This is a genomic window from Microbacterium sp. NPDC078814, from assembly GCF_040702645.1.
In the GTDB taxonomy this organism is placed as follows: Bacteria; Actinomycetota; Actinomycetes; order Actinomycetales; family Microbacteriaceae; genus Microbacterium.
The window spans coordinates 294,232-309,724 of record NZ_JBFBLT010000002.1; the positions used below are offsets into that span (position 1 = coordinate 294,232).

Genomic DNA, 15,493 nt, shown 5'->3' on the forward strand with positions numbered 1-15,493 from the left:
GCTTATCCACGGCGACCCTCCGGGGGAGGGCCAGGTCCCGCTGTTAGCCTTGCCTTATCAGGGCCTGTTAAAACGTGCTGGCCCCCGATGAAAGGAACATGACTCGATCATGGGATACATCAAGTCCGCAGCGCTGGAGGAGAAGGGCTTCGTCGTCCTCGACAGCTACGACCAGGAGGCCGACCCCAAGGAATGGCTCGACATCGAGTACGTCGACTGGAAGTCCTCGGGTGACACCCGGTTCGCGCCCCTCGCCAGCGCCTTCGGCGACATCGAGTGCAACGGCTTCTGGAACCACAAGCCGCCGCGCACCGACAAGGACGGCGTCTGGATCGACGAGCAGACCGCCAAGGCCCCGAACCTCACCCGTCGTGCGCAGGAGCCCGGTGCGAACGTCGGTCGCTGCCGCGTCATCGAGCTGCAGCCGACCCCGTACGGCGACTGCCTCTACAACCTCCACCAGGACGACAACAACCGCCTGAACCCGGACGGCACCGGCTGGGTCGTCCGCGGGTTCTTCAACCTGACGGACGACAAGGACAGCTACTTCGTCCTGCGTGAGAACCGCACGGACCCCAGCATCGAGTACCGCATCGCCCTCCCGGCGGGTGCGCAGCTCATCGTCGACACCCAGCGCCTGTGGCACGCGGCCACGCACAACGGCACCGACCCGCGCTACTGCCTCATCACCTCGTGGACCTCCGGTCCCGAGCTCGACGCCTACATCGAGAAGTACCACGGCACCGACGACGTCCCGAACGTCGAGGTCCCGCAGGACGTGCTCGAGTTCGGCTACGCCGAGCAGGCCCGCAAGGACGCCGCTCGCGCGGCCTACTACGCCGCGAAGGGCCAGCAGGTCAAGCAGGCCATGAGCGAGGCCTGAGCTGGGTCGCTGAGCTCGTCGAAGCGCCCGAAGGCCCCGGTCCACGGACCGGGGCCTTCGTCGTCGAATCACACGCTTGTGATTTCGCGGGAACTCGGCGAGAATGGGCGCACAACCGCATACTCTCGCCACTTCGTGGTTCAGGTCGTAGGGGAAGACGCACCTGATGAAACGGAGAGATCATGGCGACGGCTTACGCACGCGGAGTGGTGTTCATCCACTCGGCGCCTCGCGCGCTCTGCCCGCACCTGGAATGGGCGGTGGGTCGCGCTATCGGGCGTGCGGTGAACTTCGACTGGACCGAGCAGCCCGTGCTGACCGGCGCGCGCCGCGCCGAGTTCTACTGGGACGGTCCCGTCGGTACCGGTGCTGCCCTCGCGACCGCGATCCGGGGCTGGGAGCACCTCCGATTCGAGGTGACGGAAGACCCGACGCCGCGCAGTGACGGCGGTCGGTGGCTGCACACGCCGGACCTCGGCATCCACTACGCCCAGACCGATGCCGCCGGCAACATCGTCATCGGCGAGGACCGCATCCGCTACGCGATGGAGATCGCCGCGGGCAACGCCGTCGAGCTGCAGCGCGAGCTCGACATCGCCCTGGGCTCCGCCTGGGACGAGGAGCTGGAGCCCTTCCGTCACGCCAGCGACGACGCGCGCGTCGTCTGGCTCCACAAGGTCGGCTGACCGACCGTCGATACCGGGAGCGCGGAGGCGTGAGTATCGGATTCCGGTGAGTGATCCCGGACGCTGAGAAGACGAATCCGCGCTCCGCTCGACGAAGACCCCGCCCCGGGAGACCGGGCGGGGTCTTCGTCTGCGCCGGTCAGATCACGGCCGCGTGCGCGAGGTCGTCGACGGTGTTCACTCCACCGCCGCGCACGTCCGCCCAGGCCTGCGCCAGGCGCGTCATCGCCTCCGTCGCACGCTCGGGCGGGAGCGTGATCGGGATCCGGAGTCGCCGCTCCAGCACGCCGCCGGTCGTGAAGCGCGGTCCGGGCGGCAGGATGAGTCCCCGTTCGCGGGCAGCGAGGGAGAGGGTCGTCGACAGGGGAGCGCCGAGATCGATCCAGGCGGAGAGGCCGCCGGGCGTCTCCGGCATCCGCATCCCCGGGATCCCGGCGATTCCCGCGGTCACGGCCTCCCGTCCGGCCGTGAGGCGTCGCCGGACGTGCTGGGTCAGTGCCGGGACGTCGTCGAGCAGCTCCACGGCGATGCACTGCTCGAGGAGGGCCGTGCCGAGCTCGAACGAGGGGCGGACGGCCAGCAGCCGGGCGATGACCGAGCGCTCGGCGCGGATCCAGCCGATGCGCATGCCTCCCCACGCGATCTTCGACATCGATCCCACCGTGATCACGTTCGGGCCCTCGGCTGCCATCGGCGTCGGGGCCCATCCCCGGTCGATGTCCAGCTCCGCCGTCGTCTCGTCGACGATCAGGTGCGTGCCGGTGTTGCGGGTCGTCGTCGCGATCCGGGACCGCTCCTCCTGCGGCAGCGTCGCTCCGGTGGGGTTGTGGAAGTCCGGGATGAGGTACGCGACGTGCGGGCGCGCTGTCCGCAGGGTGTCGGTGAGGTGGCGGGCGTCCCAGCCATCGGTGTCGACCGGCGTCGGCACCAGACGGTAGCCGTGCCGGTGCAGAGCCTCGAGCGCATGCGGGAAGGTCGGCTGCTCCACGAGGGCGCGTTCGCCGCGGCGGCCGATCGCCGTGAGGATGAGGTTGACGGCGTTCAGGGCGCCCGAGGTGATCATGATCTCGTCGGCCGAGGTCGCCGCGCCGCGTTCGGTGAATCGGCGGGCCACGGCTTCTCGGAGCTCGGGAAGGCCCTGCAGCGAGTAGCCGCTCGTCCCGCGCAGGGCCGCCAGCCGGGGGAGGGAGCGCACGGTCGCGTCGTACAGGCCGGGGGTCGAGTCCATCGAGGCGATCGACAGGTCGATCGCCGCGTCGTCCGCGTCGGGGGCGGCGGCCGCCGGGCCGTGCGGGAGGGTCACTCTGGTGCTTCCGCCATGATGCCGGGACACGTAGCCACCGGCCTCGAGAACGCCGTAGGCGCGGGTGATGGTCGAGCGTGACCGCCGCAGCTCGAGCGCGAGGGCGCGCTCGCTCGGCAGTCGCTCGCCGACCGTGAGTCGTCCATCGAGGATGAGGGCCCTGATGCGGTCAGCCAGGCCCGACGCCGAGGCATCGTCGATGTCCTGGGTGCCGAGCTGAGTGACGAGACGGGAGGCCATGCCTCCAGCCTGCCGCAAAGTGGCCTTCCATGTGCAGACCACTTTTCGCTCAGTGGTCGGCCTCGTCCCGCCTTCGTCCGGGCCACGATGGAGAGATGCTCTTCCGTGCCGTCTTCCTGCCGTTCACCGCGACCAGCCGTCGAGACCTGGTCGAGCGGCTGGTGCAGCTCGTGGGCGGGCTCTTCCTCTACGGCGTCGCCCTCGGCTTCATGGTGCGAGGCGGCATCGGCGTCGCGCCCTGGGACGTGCTCTCGCTGGGTGTCGCGCGCTGGACGGGACTCGGGTACGGACTCGTCACGGTGCTGATCTCGATCGTCGTCCTGCTGCTGTGGATCCCGCTCCGCCAACGGGTGGGTCTCGGCACCCTGCTCAACGCGCTGCTCATCGGCCCGTTCGCCGACCTCACGCTCCTCGTGCTGCCGGCTCCGCCGTCCGTGTGGGTGGGGGCGCCCATGTTCGTCTTCGGACTCGTGCTGCTGGCGTTCGCGACCGGGCTCTACATCGCGGCGGACTTCGGCCCCGGACCGCGCGACGGACTCATGACGGGGCTCGTCCGGGTGACCCGATGGCCGGTCTGGCTGGCGCGGACGGTCATCGAGGGGTCCGTGCTGCTGATCGGCTTCCTGCTCGGCGGTCCGGTGGGCGTCGGCACCGTGCTGTTCGCCTTCGGCGTCGGCCCGTTGATCGGCTGGTTCCTCCCGCGGATCGAGCGCCGCCGCCGGGAGCGTTCGCAGCGCCTCGCCGTCGGGGCCAGCGCGCCCCTGGGTCCTTGAGCCCGTCGAAGGGGCAGAGCGGACCGCGCATGATGAAGGCCCCCGGGATCACATCCCGGGGGCCTTCATCGTGGACGCGGAAACGGTCAGTCGACGCCGCCCAGCACGAGCACGGCGTTGTGTCCGCCGAAGCCGAACGAGTTGCTGATGGCGATCTGCGGGCCGTCGCCGAGCGGAGCCGCCTCTCCGGACAGACGGAACGGCACCTCCGGGTCCGGCTCGGTCATGTTGATCGTCGGCGGAGCCACGCGGTCCCGCAGCGCGAGGAGGGAGAAGATCGCCTCCAGCGCGCCGGTCCCGCCCAGGAGGTGCCCGGTCGACGCCTTGGTGGCCGACACCGGGATCTCGTCGATCCGGTCGCCGAAGACGTTCTTCAGCGCGACGTACTCGTTGGGGTCGCCGACCGGGGTCGAGGTCGCGTGGGCGTTGATGTGCGTCACCTGGTCGGGCGTGATGCCGGCCTCCTCGAGTGCCTGGATCACGGCACGCGCCGCCCCCTTGCCCTCCGGGTCGTTGCCGGTGATGTGGTACGCATCGGCGGTCACGCCACCGCCGAGGACGTAGCCGTAGATCTTCGCGCCGCGGGCCTTGGCGTGCTCCTCGGTCTCGAGGATGAGGGCCGCGGCGCCCTCGCCCATCACGAAGCCGTCGCGGTCGATCGCGCCGGGTCGGGAGGCGTGGGCCGGGTCGTCGTTGCGGCGCGACAGCGCCTGCGCGGACGCGAACGCGGCCATCGTGATCGGGTGGATCGCCGACTCGGTGCCGCCGGCGATGACGACGTCGGCCAGCCCCTCCTGCAGGTGGTGGAAGGCGTGGATGATCGACTCGGTGCTGGAGGCGCACGCGCTGACGACGGTCTGCGCATAGGCGCGGGCCTCGAACTGCAGCGACAGGTTGCCGGCGGCCGCGTTCGGCATCAGCATCGGCACGGTCAGCGGCATGACCCGGCGGGGGCCCTTCTCGCGCAGCGTGTCCCAGGCGTCGAGCAGCGTCCAGAGGCCGCCGATCCCGGTCGCGAAGTCGACGCCGAGGCGCTCGGGAGCGACCTCGGGCGAGCCCGCGTCCTCCCAGGCCTCGCGCGCCGCGATGAGCGCGAACTGCGAAGAGGGGTCGAGACGCTTCGCCTCGTGGCGGGGCAGCACCACTTCCGGGCGGACGCTCGCGGAGGCGGCGAACGTGACGGGCAGGTCGTACTCCTGCACCCAGTCGTGCTCGATCGTGCGGGCGCCGGAGGCACCGGCGAGAAGGTTGTCCCAGTTCTCCGGGGCCGTCCCGCCGATGGCGGAGGTGGCGCCGATGCCGGTGACGACGATGCGCTTGGTCATGAGGTGTGGTTCCTTGTCGAAACGAGTTCGTGCGGGGGATGGGCAGGGCCGGAGGATGCCACGCCCCGCGCGGGGCGAGGGTGGCATCCTGCCGGGATTACTCCTGGCCCGCGACGATGAAGTTGACGGCGTCGCCGACGGTCTTCAGGTTCTTGACCTCGTCGTCCGGGATGGTGACGCCGAACTTCTCCTCGGCGTTGACGACGATCGTCATCATCGAGATCGAGTCGATGTCGAGGTCGTCCGTGAACGACTTCTCCAGGGCGACCTCGCTGGCGTTGATGCCGGTCTCGTCGGTGATCAGCTCTGCGAGGCCGGCGAGGACCTCATCGTTGGTGAAAGCCATGGTGGTCTTCCTCTTTCTTGCGGGTTGTATTCGGAACCGTGGAACAGTCTAGGGAAGGTCGACGCGTCTTCAGGGGAGGACGACGACCTGGGCTGCGAAGACGAGGCCGGCGCCGAAGCCGATCTGCAGGGCGAGGCCGCCGGAGAGCTCCGGGTGCTCGGCCATGAGGCGGTGGCTGGCGAGCGGGATCGAGGCGGCCGACGTGTTGCCGGTGGTCTCGATGTCGCGGGCGATGACGGTGGTCTCCGGCAGACCGAGCTGCTTGGCGAACTCGTCGATGATGCGCATGTTGGCCTGGTGCGGGATGAAGGCGGCGAGGTCGGAGGCCTCGATCCCGGCCTTGTCCAGCGCCTCCCGGGCGACCTTGGCCATCTCCCACACGGCCCAGCGGAAGACCGTCGGGCCCTCCTGGCGGAGTGTCGGCCACGGCACCACGCCGTCGCGGAAGTCGGTGAGGGTGCCGTTCATACCGACGGCGTCGGCCTTGGAACCGTCGCTGCCCCAGACCGCGGGGGCGATGCCCGGCGTGTCGCTGGGGCCGATGAGCGCGGCGCCGGCGCCGTCGCCGAGGAGGAACGAGATGCTGCGGTCGGTCGGGTCGACGACGTCGGAGAGCTTCTCCGTGCCGATCACGAGGGCGTGGCGGGCGGCTCCGGCCTTGATGAGCGCGTCCGCCTGCGCGACCGCATAGGCGTAGCCGGCGCAGGCCGCGTTGATGTCATACGCCGCGGCCGGGTTGGCCCCGACGCGGTCGGCGACGATGGCCGAGACCGACGGCGTCTGCTTCGGGTTGCTGATGGTCGCGACGATGACGAGATCGACCTGGTCGGCGGGGACACCCGACTTCTCGATGGCCTCGGCTGCCGCCGCGGTCGCGAGGTCGATGGCGTCCGTCTCCTTGTCCGCCCGGGCGCGCGTGACGATGCCGGTGCGCTGACGGATCCACTCGTCGCTGGAGTCGATCGGCCCGATGAGGTCTTCGTTGGGCACCGCGTTCTCGCCGCGAGCCGCGCCGAACGCGTAGATGCGGGTGTAGGCGGGCCCGGCGATCTGGGCGAGGGAGGCGGTCATGCGGCTTCTCCGTTCAGCAGCGCGACGGCGGCTTCGAGGTCTTCGGGGGTCTTCACGGCGACCGTCGGCACGCCGCGCAGGCCGCGCTTGGCGAGACCGACGAGGGCGCCCGCGGGGGCGAGCTCGATGACGCCGGTCACCCCGGCGTCGGCGAAGGAGGTCATGCAGAGGTCCCACCGGACGGGGGAGGAGACCTGATCGACGAGGTAGTCGAGCGCCGTCGCTCCGTCGGTCACGACCGAGCCGTCGCGGTTGGTCCAGAGCGTGATCTCGGGGTCGGACGGCTGCACGTCGGCGACCGCGTCGCGGAGCGCCGAGACGGCGGAGGCCATGTAGTCGGTGTGGAACGCTCCGGCGACCTGGAGCGGCACCACGCGGGTGCCCTCGACCGGCTCCTCGGCGAGAGCTGCCAGGGCCGGGAGAGGACCGGCGACGACGATCTGCCCGCCGCCGTTGAAGTTCGCCGACGCGAGGCCGAGCTCGGCGAGGCGGGCGAGGAGCGTCTCCTCATCGCCGCCGAGGACCGCGCTCATCCCCGTCGGGGTCTGGGCGGCGGCATCGGCCATCGCCCGCCCCCGGATGCCGACGAGGCGCATGCCCGTCGCGGCGTCCAGCACGCCGCTGCCGACGAGCGCCGCGATCTCCCCGACGGAGTGCCCGGCGATGCCGTCCGCGCGGCGACCGGCGGCGGCCACGAGAGCATCACCGGCGACGAGGGAGGCGGCCACGATCAGCGGCTGGGCGACCCGGGTGTCGCGGATGGTGTCCGCGTCCGACTCGGTGCCGTGCGTGCGGAGATCGACCTGCGCGGCCTCGGAGTAGGTGGCGAGACGCTCCTCCACTCCGTCGAGCTCGAGCCAGGGGGCGAGGAATCCGGGGGTCTGCGAGCCCTGTCCAGGGCAGACGACGACAATCACCCACCCAGTCTGCCAACGATCGCGGCAGAACGGTGGATGATCCATCACAAGATTGCGCGGAACCCTTGTGTGTGGCGCACAGAATGCACCGGGTGGGTCAGCGCGGAGGGCGGCGCAGCGGCGGACGGCGGCGTACCTGCTCCGCGGCCCCGATGGAGCCGAGGATGAGCGCCGTCTGCAGGATGAGCGCCTCGCGGGGCCCGGTCGCGTCCCACCCGATGACCTCGCTCACCCGCTTCAGGCGGTAGCGGACGGTGTTCGGATGCACGAAGAGCTCGCGGGCCGTCGCCTCGAGGGAACGGCCGTTGTCGAGATAGCTCCAGAGCGTCGTGACGAGGTCGGTCGAGTGCGCCTGCAGCGGGCGGTAGATGCGCTCGATCAGGGTCTGCTTCGCGAGAGGGTCGCCGGCGAGGGCGCGCTCCGGGAGCAGGTCGTCGGCTTCGACGGGCCGCGGTGCGCTCCGCCAGGCGCGAGCCACCGCGAATCCGGCCAGCGCCGCACGCGCGCTCTGGCTGGCGTCGACGAGGGCAGCGACAGCCGGCCCCAGCACGACGAACCCCGGGCCGAACGACGGCTCCAGACGGGCCGCGATCTCCTGGAACCCGAGCTCCTCGTCCTCGCCCTCCTGGCCCTCGACGCGCGCGCGTCCGAGCACGAGCACGAGGCGCGAGCCCTGCACGCCGATCAAGACGTCGACCGCGAGCTTCCGCGCCGTGCGACGCACGAGGTCGACGTCGAACTGCGGAGGCGTGGTGCCCACGAGGACCGCGACCTCTCCGTGGCCGTGCCACCCGAGAGCGGCGATCCGGCTGGGAAGCTCCTCGTCGGCCTCGCCCGTGAGGATCGAGTCGACGACGAGCGCCTCGAGCCGCGCGTCCCAGAGGCCGCGGGCCTCGGCGGCGCGCGCGTAGACGTCGGCGGCGGCGAACGCCACGTCCCGCGAGTAGAGCAGGATGGCCTCGCGAAGGTGCTCGCCCTTGCCCGCCACCCGTTCCTCGGTCACCTCGACCGTGACGCGGATGAGCTGGAGGGTCTGCTGCAGACTCACGCTCCGCAGCAGCTCACGGGGAGCGGCGGCGAAGATGTCCGCGGCGATCCACGGGGTGGACGTCGGGTCGTCGTACCACTGGATGAACGAGGTGATGCCCGCCTGCGCCACCAGCCCGACCGCGGAGCGGCGGGCCGGTGGCATGTCGGCGTACCAGGGGAGGGTGTCCTCCAGCCGCTTGATCGTCACCGTGGCGATGTCGCCGGAGATCCGGCGCAGCCAGGTGAGCGTGGCGGCCTTGTCCATGCCGGCGGCGGAGGCAGCTGTCACCGAGGGCTCAGCTTTCGCCGCCTGCGTTGCCGCTCGTGCCGGCGTTCACGTCGTGCAGGCGGTACTTCTCGATGGCCTGGGCGGAGAGGCCGCGGTCGACCTTGCCCTCCTCGGCCAGCGCCTGCAGCGTGCGCACGACGATCGACGGTCCGTCGATCTTGAAGAAGCGGCGGGCCGCGGCACGGGTGTCCGAGAAGCCGAAGCCGTCGGCGCCGAGCGTGGCGAAGCGGTTCGGGACCCACGGGCGGATCTGGTCCTGCACGGCGTGCATGAAGTCGCTCACCGCGACGACGGGACCCTCGGCGCCCTGGAGCTTCTGCGTGAGGTACGCGGTGCGCGGCTCCTGGTCCGGGTGGAGGAAGTTGTGCTCGTCGGCGGCGAGGCCGTCGCGGCGCAGCTCGGTCCACGAGGTGACCGACCACACGTCGGCGACGACACCCCAGTCCTTCTTCAGCAGCTCCTGGGCCTCGAGCGCCCACGGCAGGCCGACGCCGGAGGCGAAGAGCTGGGCACGGGGGCCGTCGCCCTCGCCGACGGAGACGCGGTGGATGCCGCGGACGATGCCGTCCACATCCACGTCGGCCGGCTCCGCGGGCTGGACCATCGGCTCGTTGTACACCGTGAGGTAGTACATGACGTTCGGGTCTTCGTGCTGCCCGCCGTACATCCGCTCGAGACCGGAACGCATGATGTGCGCGATCTCGTAGCCGTACGCGGGGTCGTAGGAGACCGTCGCCGGGTTGGTGGAGGAGAGCAGGTGCGAGTGCCCGTCGGCGTGCTGGAGGCCCTCACCCGTGAGGGTGGTGCGCCCGGCGGTGGCGCCGATGATGAAGCCGCGGGCCATCTGGTCGCCGGCGGCCCACTGGGCGTCGCCGGTGCGCTGGAAGCCGAACATCGAGTAGAAGATGTAGATCGGGATCAGCGGCTCGCCGTGCGTCGCGTACGACGTGCCCGCGGCGGTGAACGCCGCGAGAGCGCCCGCCTCGTTGATGCCGACGTGGACGATCTGTCCCTGCGGGCTCTCCTTGTAGGCGAGCAGCAGCTCCCGGTCGACCGAGGTGTAGTGCTGGCCGTTGGGGTTGTAGATCTTCGCGGTCGGGAAGTACGCGTCCATGCCGAACGTGCGCGCCTCGTCGGGGATGATCGGCACGATGCGGTGGCCGAACTCCTTCGAGCGCAGCAGGTCCTTCAGCAGACGGACGAACGCCATGGTCGTGGCGATCTCCTGCGTGCCGGAGCCCTTCTTGGGGAGCGCGTAGGCGTTCTCCTCGGGAAGGGACAGGCCGACGTGCGTCGAGCGGCGCTCCGGGAGGAACCCGCCGAGGGCCTTGCGGCGCTCGAGCATGTACTGGATCGTCTCGTCCTGCGGTCCCGGGTTGTAGTACGGGGGCAGGTACGGGTTCTCCTCGAGCTGCGCGTCCGTGATCGGGATGTGCATCGCGTCGCGGAACGTCTTGAGGTTGTCCAGCGTCATCTTCTTCATCTGGTGGGTCGCGTTGCGGCCCTCGAACTGCGGGCCCAGCCCGTAGCCCTTGACGGTCTTCGCGAGGATGACCGTCGGCTTGCCCTTGTGCTCGGTCGCGGCCTTGAAAGCGGCGTAGACCTTGCGGTAGTCGTGGCCACCGCGCTTGAGGTTCCAGATGTCGTCGTCGGAGTAGTCCTTGACCAGCGCGGCGGCGCGCTCGTCGCGGCCGAAGAAGTGTTCCCGGATGTACGCGCCGGACTCGGCCTTGTACGTCTGGTAGTCGCCGTCGGGGGTGACGTTCATGAGGTTGAGCAGTGCGCCCTCGGTGTCGCGGGCGAGCAGGTCGTCCCACTCGCGGCCCCAGATCACCTTGATGACGTTCCAGCCCGCGCCGCGGAAGAACGACTCGAGCTCCTGGACGATCTTGCCGTTGCCGCGCACCGGGCCGTCGAGACGCTGCAGGTTGCAGTTCACGACGAAGGTGAGGTTGTCGAGGCCCTCGTTGGCGGCGACCTGCAGCTGACCGCGGCTCTCGACCTCGTCCATCTCGCCGTCGCCGAGGAAGGCCCAGACGTGCGACTGCGAGGTGTCCTTGATGCCGCGGTTCTCGAGGTACTTGTTCGACATCGCCTGGTAGATCGCGTTGATCGGGCCGAGACCCATCGACACGGTCGGGAACTGCCAGTACTCCGGCATCAGGCGCGGGTGCGGGTACGACGGGATGCCGTTCGGCGCGTGCGACTTCTCCTGGCGGAAGCCGTCGAGCTGGTCCTCGGTGAGGCGACCCTCGAGGAAGGAGCGGGCGTAGGTGCCGGGGGAGGCGTGGCCCTGAATGAAGATCTGGTCGGCGCCACCGGGGTGGTCCGCGCCCTTGAAGAAGTGGTTGAAGCCCACCTCGTACAGCGCCGCCGAGGACGCGTAGGTGGAGATGTGACCGCCGACGCCGATGCCGGGGCGCTGGGCGCGGTGCACCGTGATGGCGGCGTTCCAGCGGATCCAGGCGCGGTAGCGCCGCTCGATCTCCTCGTCGCCGGGGAACTCAGGCTCGTTCTCCGGGGCGATGGTGTTGATGTAGTCGGTGGTCGGAACCATCGGCACGTTCAGGTGCAGTTCCTTGGAGCGCTTGAGCAGGCTGAGCATGATCTCGCGCCCGCGGCCGTGGCCCTTGGCGTCCACCAGCTCGTCGAGCGACTGCTGCCACTCACCGGTCTCTTCCGGATCGCTGTCGAGGGGGCCCTGAGAGTACGGATCCTGGTCGTGGACGGTCACGGGGGAACCTTTCGTCAAGCTGGCAGGTCATGCCAAGGAAACGGGAAGCGACACGGGCAGCCTTGTCGGCCGTGCACAACGCGCGCCGACCTCAGCCTATCCCTCTTCCACGACACGGGTGCGCATCCGCGCCCGGATAGACTGAGCGCACCAGGGCCTTTAGCTCAGCTGGTAGAGCGCCACGTTTACACCGTGGATGTCGTCGGTTCGATCCCGGCAGGGCCCACCCGTAACGTTTGCAGCGGGGAGCGGCAATGGCGCGACGCATCGTCATCAGCGGGGCATCAGGCCTCATCGGTTCCGCTCTGGCCGCCTCCCTGCGGGCGGACGGGGTCGAGGTCAGCACCCTCGTGCGACGTCCTCCGCAGGCGGAGGGCGAGATCGAATGGTCGCCGGGGGACACCGCGCTCGACCCGGATGCGCTCGCGGGAGCGGAGGCCGTCGTCGCCCTCGGAGGCGCGAGCGTCGGCCGGCTCCCGTGGACGCGAGCATATCGCCGTCAGCTCGTCGAGTCGCGGCTCGACGCGACGAACACCCTGACCACGGCGCTGCGCGCTCTGCGCACCGACGCGCCCGCCTTCCTCTCCGCCTCCGCTGTGGGCTACTACGGATCGGCGCCCGGCGAGGTGCTCACCGAGCACTCCGGCCCCGGGAGCACCTTCCTCGCCGACCTCACCGTGCGCTGGGAGACGGCCGCGCGACGAGCGGAGGACCACACGCGGGTCGCCCTACTGCGGACGGCACCGGTGATCCACCGCCGGGGTGTGCTCCGCCCCATGATCACGCTGACGAAGCTCGGCCTCGCCGGCCCGCTGGGGCCGGGCACGCAGATCTGGCCGTGGATCTCCTTGGACGACGAGGTGCGCGGCATCCGCCATGTCCTCGACGAGAAGCTCGCGGGGCCGGTCAACCTCACCGGGCCCACCCGGGCGTCCGCGAACGACATCGGTCGCGCGCTCGCGCAGCGGATGCATCGGCCGTTCTGGGTGCCCGCTCCCCGGTGGGCCCTACGCCTCGCTCTCGGCGACGCCGCCGAATCGTTGCTGCTTCCGGATGCGGACGTGCGGCCTGAGGCGCTGCAGCAGTCCGGCTTCCGCTTCACCCATCGCACCGCTGCGGATGCGGTGGCCGCGGCGGTCTGACGGCGACGCGATTCTCCCGGCGAGACCCCTGCCGTCGCGGCGCCCGCGCTGTCAGGATGGGCGCATGGAGATCATCGAGAACTCGAAGCTCACCGTCGTCGGCGCCGGCAGCGTCGGATCGAGCGTGGCCTATGCGGCTCTGATCCGCGGTTCGGCCCGCCACGTCGCCCTGTACGACATCGCGACGGAGAAGGTCGAGGCGGAGGTGCTCGACCTCGCGCACGGCACGCAGTTCACCGGCAGCAGCGACATCATCGGCGGCAGCGACATCTCGGTGGCGGCCGGGTCCCATGTCGTGGTCATCACGGCGGGAGCGAAGCAGAAGCCGGGGCAGACCCGCACCGAGCTCGCCGGGGTGAACGCCGGCATCATCCGGCGCATGATGCCGGAGCTGCTGTCGGTCGCGCCCAATGCGGTCTACGTCATCGTCACGAACCCGTGCGACGTGCTGACGGTCATCGCCCAGCAGGAGACGGGACTGCCGCCGGAGCGCATCTTCGCTTCGGGCACCGTGCTCGACACGTCTCGGCTGCGCTGGAAGCTGGGGGAGCGGGCGGGCGTGTCCACGGCGAGCGTGCACGCCCACATCATCGGAGAGCACGGCGACACCGAGTTCCCGCTCTGGTCGCGGGCGACGATCGGCACGGTCCCGATCCTCGACTGGGAGACCCCGGGGCACCCGCGCTTCACTCTGGAGGAGCTGGACGAGATCGCCGTCGACGTCCGCGACGCCGCCTACAAGGTGATCCAGGGGAAGGGCGCCACGAACTACGCGATCGGGCTCTCCAGCGCGCGCATCGTGGAGGCGATCCTCCGGGACGAGCATGCGGTGATGCCCGTGAGCACGGTTCTCCGCGACTTCCACGGGATCGACGGCGTCGCCCTGTCCGTGCCGTCGATCGTCAGCGCCGCCGGGGCCCTCCCGATCCGCACGACGGCGTTCTCGGATCGCGAGCTCGAGCTGCTGCGGCAGTCCGCCGAGGCGCTCACCGCGGTCGCCGCATCCCTGCAGGAGTGACGGCGGGTGGGGCGGCGGACCGCCCCACCGGGGTTCACCGGCCGTGCGGATCCGTGCGGTTGAGCACCGCCACGACCTCGTCGTAGTCGCCCCGCGCCTCGCCGTAGCGGAGGAACTTCACCCGCTCGACCTGGATCTCGGTCGCGTCGGGCTGAGTCTCGATGAGCGTCATGACCTCGTCGATGAACGCGTCGAGGGGCAGTGCGGCCTCGTTCTCCGCATGCCCGGGCATGAGGTCCGTGCGCACGGCGGGCGGCTCGAGCTCCTGCACCGCGACAGTCGTGCCCGCGAGCTGCAGCCGCAGCGACTCGCTGAGCATGTGGATCGCCGCCTTGCTCGCGTTGTACGTGGGCGTGACCTTCAGGGGTGCGAAGGCGAGACCGGAGGAGACGGTCATGATGGTCGCCGAGGGCTGGGCCTGCAGGTGCTCGATGAAGGCCGCGATGAGGCGGATCGGGCCGAGGATGTTCGTCGTGACGGTCTCCTCGGCGGTGGACAGGAAGCCGGCCGGCGCGGTCCAGTCCTCCGCCCGCATGATGCCGGCCATCGTGACCAGCACGTTCAGCGTCGGATGCGCGGCGAGCACCGCGGCCGCGGCCTCGTCGATGCTCGCCGGGTCGGCCGTGTCGATGCGGATCGTGTGGAGTTCGGGATGCGCGGCAGCGATCGCGGCCAGCCGGTCCTCTCGGCGTCCGCCGACGATCACGGTGTTGCCGCGCGCCTGCAGCCGGAGGGCCAGCGCCAGACCGATCCCGCTCGTCGCGCCGGGGATGAAGATGGTGTTTCCGGTGATGTCCATGGCCCCAGCCTCGGCGCTGCGCCCGCGCCGTTCCAGAGACGGCTGATCGGGGGATCGGCGGTCCCTGGATCCCCTCACGCGTCCGGGGGATACTGCACGGATGGATCGTGACGCCCTGGCCGACTTCCTCCTGCGCCGTCGGGAGGCGCTGCGTCCTGCCGACGTGGGCCTGCCCGAGGGGACTCGGCGACGGACGGCCGGACTGCGCCGCGAGGAGGTCGCACAGCTCGCGACCATGTCGACGGACTACTACACGCGTCTCGAGCAGCGTCGCGGCCCGCAGCCGAGCGCGCAGATCCTCGCCGCCCTCGCCCGTGCGCTGCGGCTGTCCTCGGACGAGCGCGACTACCTCTACCGGCTCAGCGGGCTCAGCGCTCCCGATCGCGCGGTGATCACCGACTACGTCCGTCCCGGCATCCTCCGCGTGCTCGACCGTCTGCACGACACCCCGGCGTTCGCGGTCTCGGCTCTCGACGAGGTGCTGGTGCAGAACGACGCCTCCCGGGCGCTGATCGGAGACGCGAGCGGTCTGACCGGGTTCGACCGGAGCGGCATCCATCGCTGGTTCGCGCGACCGGAGGAGGAACGGCGTCGGTACCGGGAGGTCGATCACCCCCGGCAGTCACGGGCGCTGGTGGCGGCGTTGCGCGCGGCGTACGGCACCATGGGCGCGCGGTCGCGGGCGGGGGAGATCGTGGCGGATCTGTCGGAACGGAGTCCCGAGTTCGTGCGGCTCTGGGCGGCCCACGAGGTCGCCCGTCGCTTCGAGCAGCACAAGGTGATCGTGCATCCGGAGCTCGGGGAGATCGAGGTGGACTGCCAGGCGCTGTTCACCGAGGACGAGTCGCAGGCGCTCATCGTCCTGACGGCGCAGCCGGGGAGCGAGGCGGCCGGGAAGCTGGAGTTCCTGCGCGTGCTCGGTACGCAGAGCGTCTGAG

The 15,493-nt window shown here is 70.5% G+C and carries 14 protein-coding genes and 1 tRNA gene; 7 read left to right on the plus strand and 8 right to left on the minus strand.

Annotation, left to right across the window (positions count from 1 at the left end):
- Nucleotides 1-109: 109 nt before the first annotated feature.
- Together AB0300_RS04680 and AB0300_RS04685 are read left to right on the plus strand one after the other, a co-directional pair.
- Nucleotides 110-883 (plus strand): hypothetical protein, encoded by a 774-nt coding sequence (locus AB0300_RS04680; protein ID WP_025103622.1) that lies wholly within the window; start codon nucleotides 110-112, stop codon nucleotides 881-883.
- Between the two features lie 182 nt (nucleotides 884-1,065).
- Nucleotides 1,066-1,569 (plus strand): DUF3145 domain-containing protein, encoded by a 504-nt coding sequence (locus tag AB0300_RS04685; protein WP_025103621.1) that lies wholly within the window; start codon nucleotides 1,066-1,068, stop codon nucleotides 1,567-1,569.
- Nucleotides 1,570-1,708: 139 nt separating this feature from the next.
- On the opposite strand, the gene AB0300_RS04690 is transcribed toward AB0300_RS04685, so the two are convergent.
- A complete protein-coding gene (locus tag AB0300_RS04690; protein WP_366215552.1) occupies nucleotides 1,709-3,112 on the minus strand; it encodes a PLP-dependent aminotransferase family protein in 1,404 nt (467 codons plus the stop codon).
- Between the two features lie 95 nt (nucleotides 3,113-3,207).
- Between AB0300_RS04690 and AB0300_RS04695 the strand changes: the two genes are divergently transcribed.
- Nucleotides 3,208-3,885, plus strand: coding sequence for a YitT family protein (locus AB0300_RS04695; protein ID WP_025103619.1), 678 nt, complete (start codon nucleotides 3,208-3,210; stop codon nucleotides 3,883-3,885).
- An 86-nt stretch (nucleotides 3,886-3,971) separates the two neighbouring features.
- Here the strand turns inward: AB0300_RS04695 and AB0300_RS04700 are convergent, their stop codons facing one another.
- The 6 genes from AB0300_RS04700 to aceE form a co-directional block, all read right to left on the minus strand.
- The gene (locus tag AB0300_RS04700) at nucleotides 3,972-5,210 is read right to left on the minus strand and encodes a beta-ketoacyl-[acyl-carrier-protein] synthase II (protein WP_366215553.1); all 1,239 of its coding nucleotides are present in this window, start codon (nucleotides 5,208-5,210) and stop codon (nucleotides 3,972-3,974) included.
- 97 nt (nucleotides 5,211-5,307) lie between these two features.
- Nucleotides 5,308-5,556 (minus strand): acyl carrier protein, encoded by a 249-nt coding sequence (locus AB0300_RS04705; RefSeq protein ID WP_017202249.1) that lies wholly within the window; start codon nucleotides 5,554-5,556, stop codon nucleotides 5,308-5,310.
- 69 nt (nucleotides 5,557-5,625) lie between these two features.
- Nucleotides 5,626-6,627 carry a beta-ketoacyl-ACP synthase III gene (locus AB0300_RS04710; protein WP_315106987.1) on the minus strand — a complete coding sequence of 334 codons (1,002 nt, stop codon included), beginning with the start codon at nucleotides 6,625-6,627 and terminating at the stop codon, nucleotides 5,626-5,628.
- Nucleotides 6,624-7,544, minus strand: coding sequence for an ACP S-malonyltransferase (locus AB0300_RS04715; RefSeq protein WP_366215554.1), 921 nt, complete (start codon nucleotides 7,542-7,544; stop codon nucleotides 6,624-6,626). The genes AB0300_RS04710 and AB0300_RS04715 overlap by 4 nt, the downstream gene beginning before the upstream one ends.
- Before the next feature lie 97 nt (nucleotides 7,545-7,641).
- Nucleotides 7,642-8,838, minus strand: coding sequence for a helix-turn-helix domain-containing protein (locus AB0300_RS04720; protein ID WP_025103615.1), 1,197 nt, complete (start codon nucleotides 8,836-8,838; stop codon nucleotides 7,642-7,644).
- A 31-nt stretch (nucleotides 8,839-8,869) separates the two neighbouring features.
- Nucleotides 8,870-11,596: a pyruvate dehydrogenase (acetyl-transferring), homodimeric type gene (aceE, locus tag AB0300_RS04725; protein WP_062634357.1), complete on the minus strand. Its 2,727-nt coding sequence runs from the start codon at nucleotides 11,594-11,596 to the stop codon at nucleotides 8,870-8,872.
- A gap of 153 nt (nucleotides 11,597-11,749) precedes the next feature.
- On the opposite strand from aceE, the gene AB0300_RS04730 reads away from it, so the two are divergent.
- From AB0300_RS04730 to AB0300_RS04740, 3 genes are all read left to right on the plus strand, one after another.
- Nucleotides 11,750-11,822: transfer RNA gene (locus AB0300_RS04730), tRNA-Val, on the plus strand.
- 28 nt (nucleotides 11,823-11,850) lie between these two features.
- Complete coding sequence (locus tag AB0300_RS04735) at nucleotides 11,851-12,738, plus strand: TIGR01777 family oxidoreductase (RefSeq protein WP_366215555.1); 888 nt, start codon at nucleotides 11,851-11,853, stop codon at nucleotides 12,736-12,738.
- A 64-nt stretch (nucleotides 12,739-12,802) separates the two neighbouring features.
- Nucleotides 12,803-13,756 carry an L-lactate dehydrogenase gene (locus tag AB0300_RS04740; protein WP_366215556.1) on the plus strand — a complete coding sequence of 318 codons (954 nt, stop codon included), beginning with the start codon at nucleotides 12,803-12,805 and terminating at the stop codon, nucleotides 13,754-13,756.
- Between the two features lie 34 nt (nucleotides 13,757-13,790).
- Here AB0300_RS04740 and AB0300_RS04745 read toward each other — a convergent pair whose 3' ends face one another.
- Nucleotides 13,791-14,555, minus strand: a complete 765-nt coding sequence (locus AB0300_RS04745) for an SDR family NAD(P)-dependent oxidoreductase (protein ID WP_315108280.1) — start codon at nucleotides 14,553-14,555, stop codon at nucleotides 13,791-13,793.
- A gap of 100 nt (nucleotides 14,556-14,655) precedes the next feature.
- On the opposite strand from AB0300_RS04745, the gene AB0300_RS04750 reads away from it, so the two are divergent.
- Nucleotides 14,656-15,492 carry a helix-turn-helix transcriptional regulator gene (locus tag AB0300_RS04750; protein ID WP_366215557.1) on the plus strand — a complete coding sequence of 279 codons (837 nt, stop codon included), beginning with the start codon at nucleotides 14,656-14,658 and terminating at the stop codon, nucleotides 15,490-15,492.
- Nucleotide 15,493 lies beyond the last annotated feature (1 nt).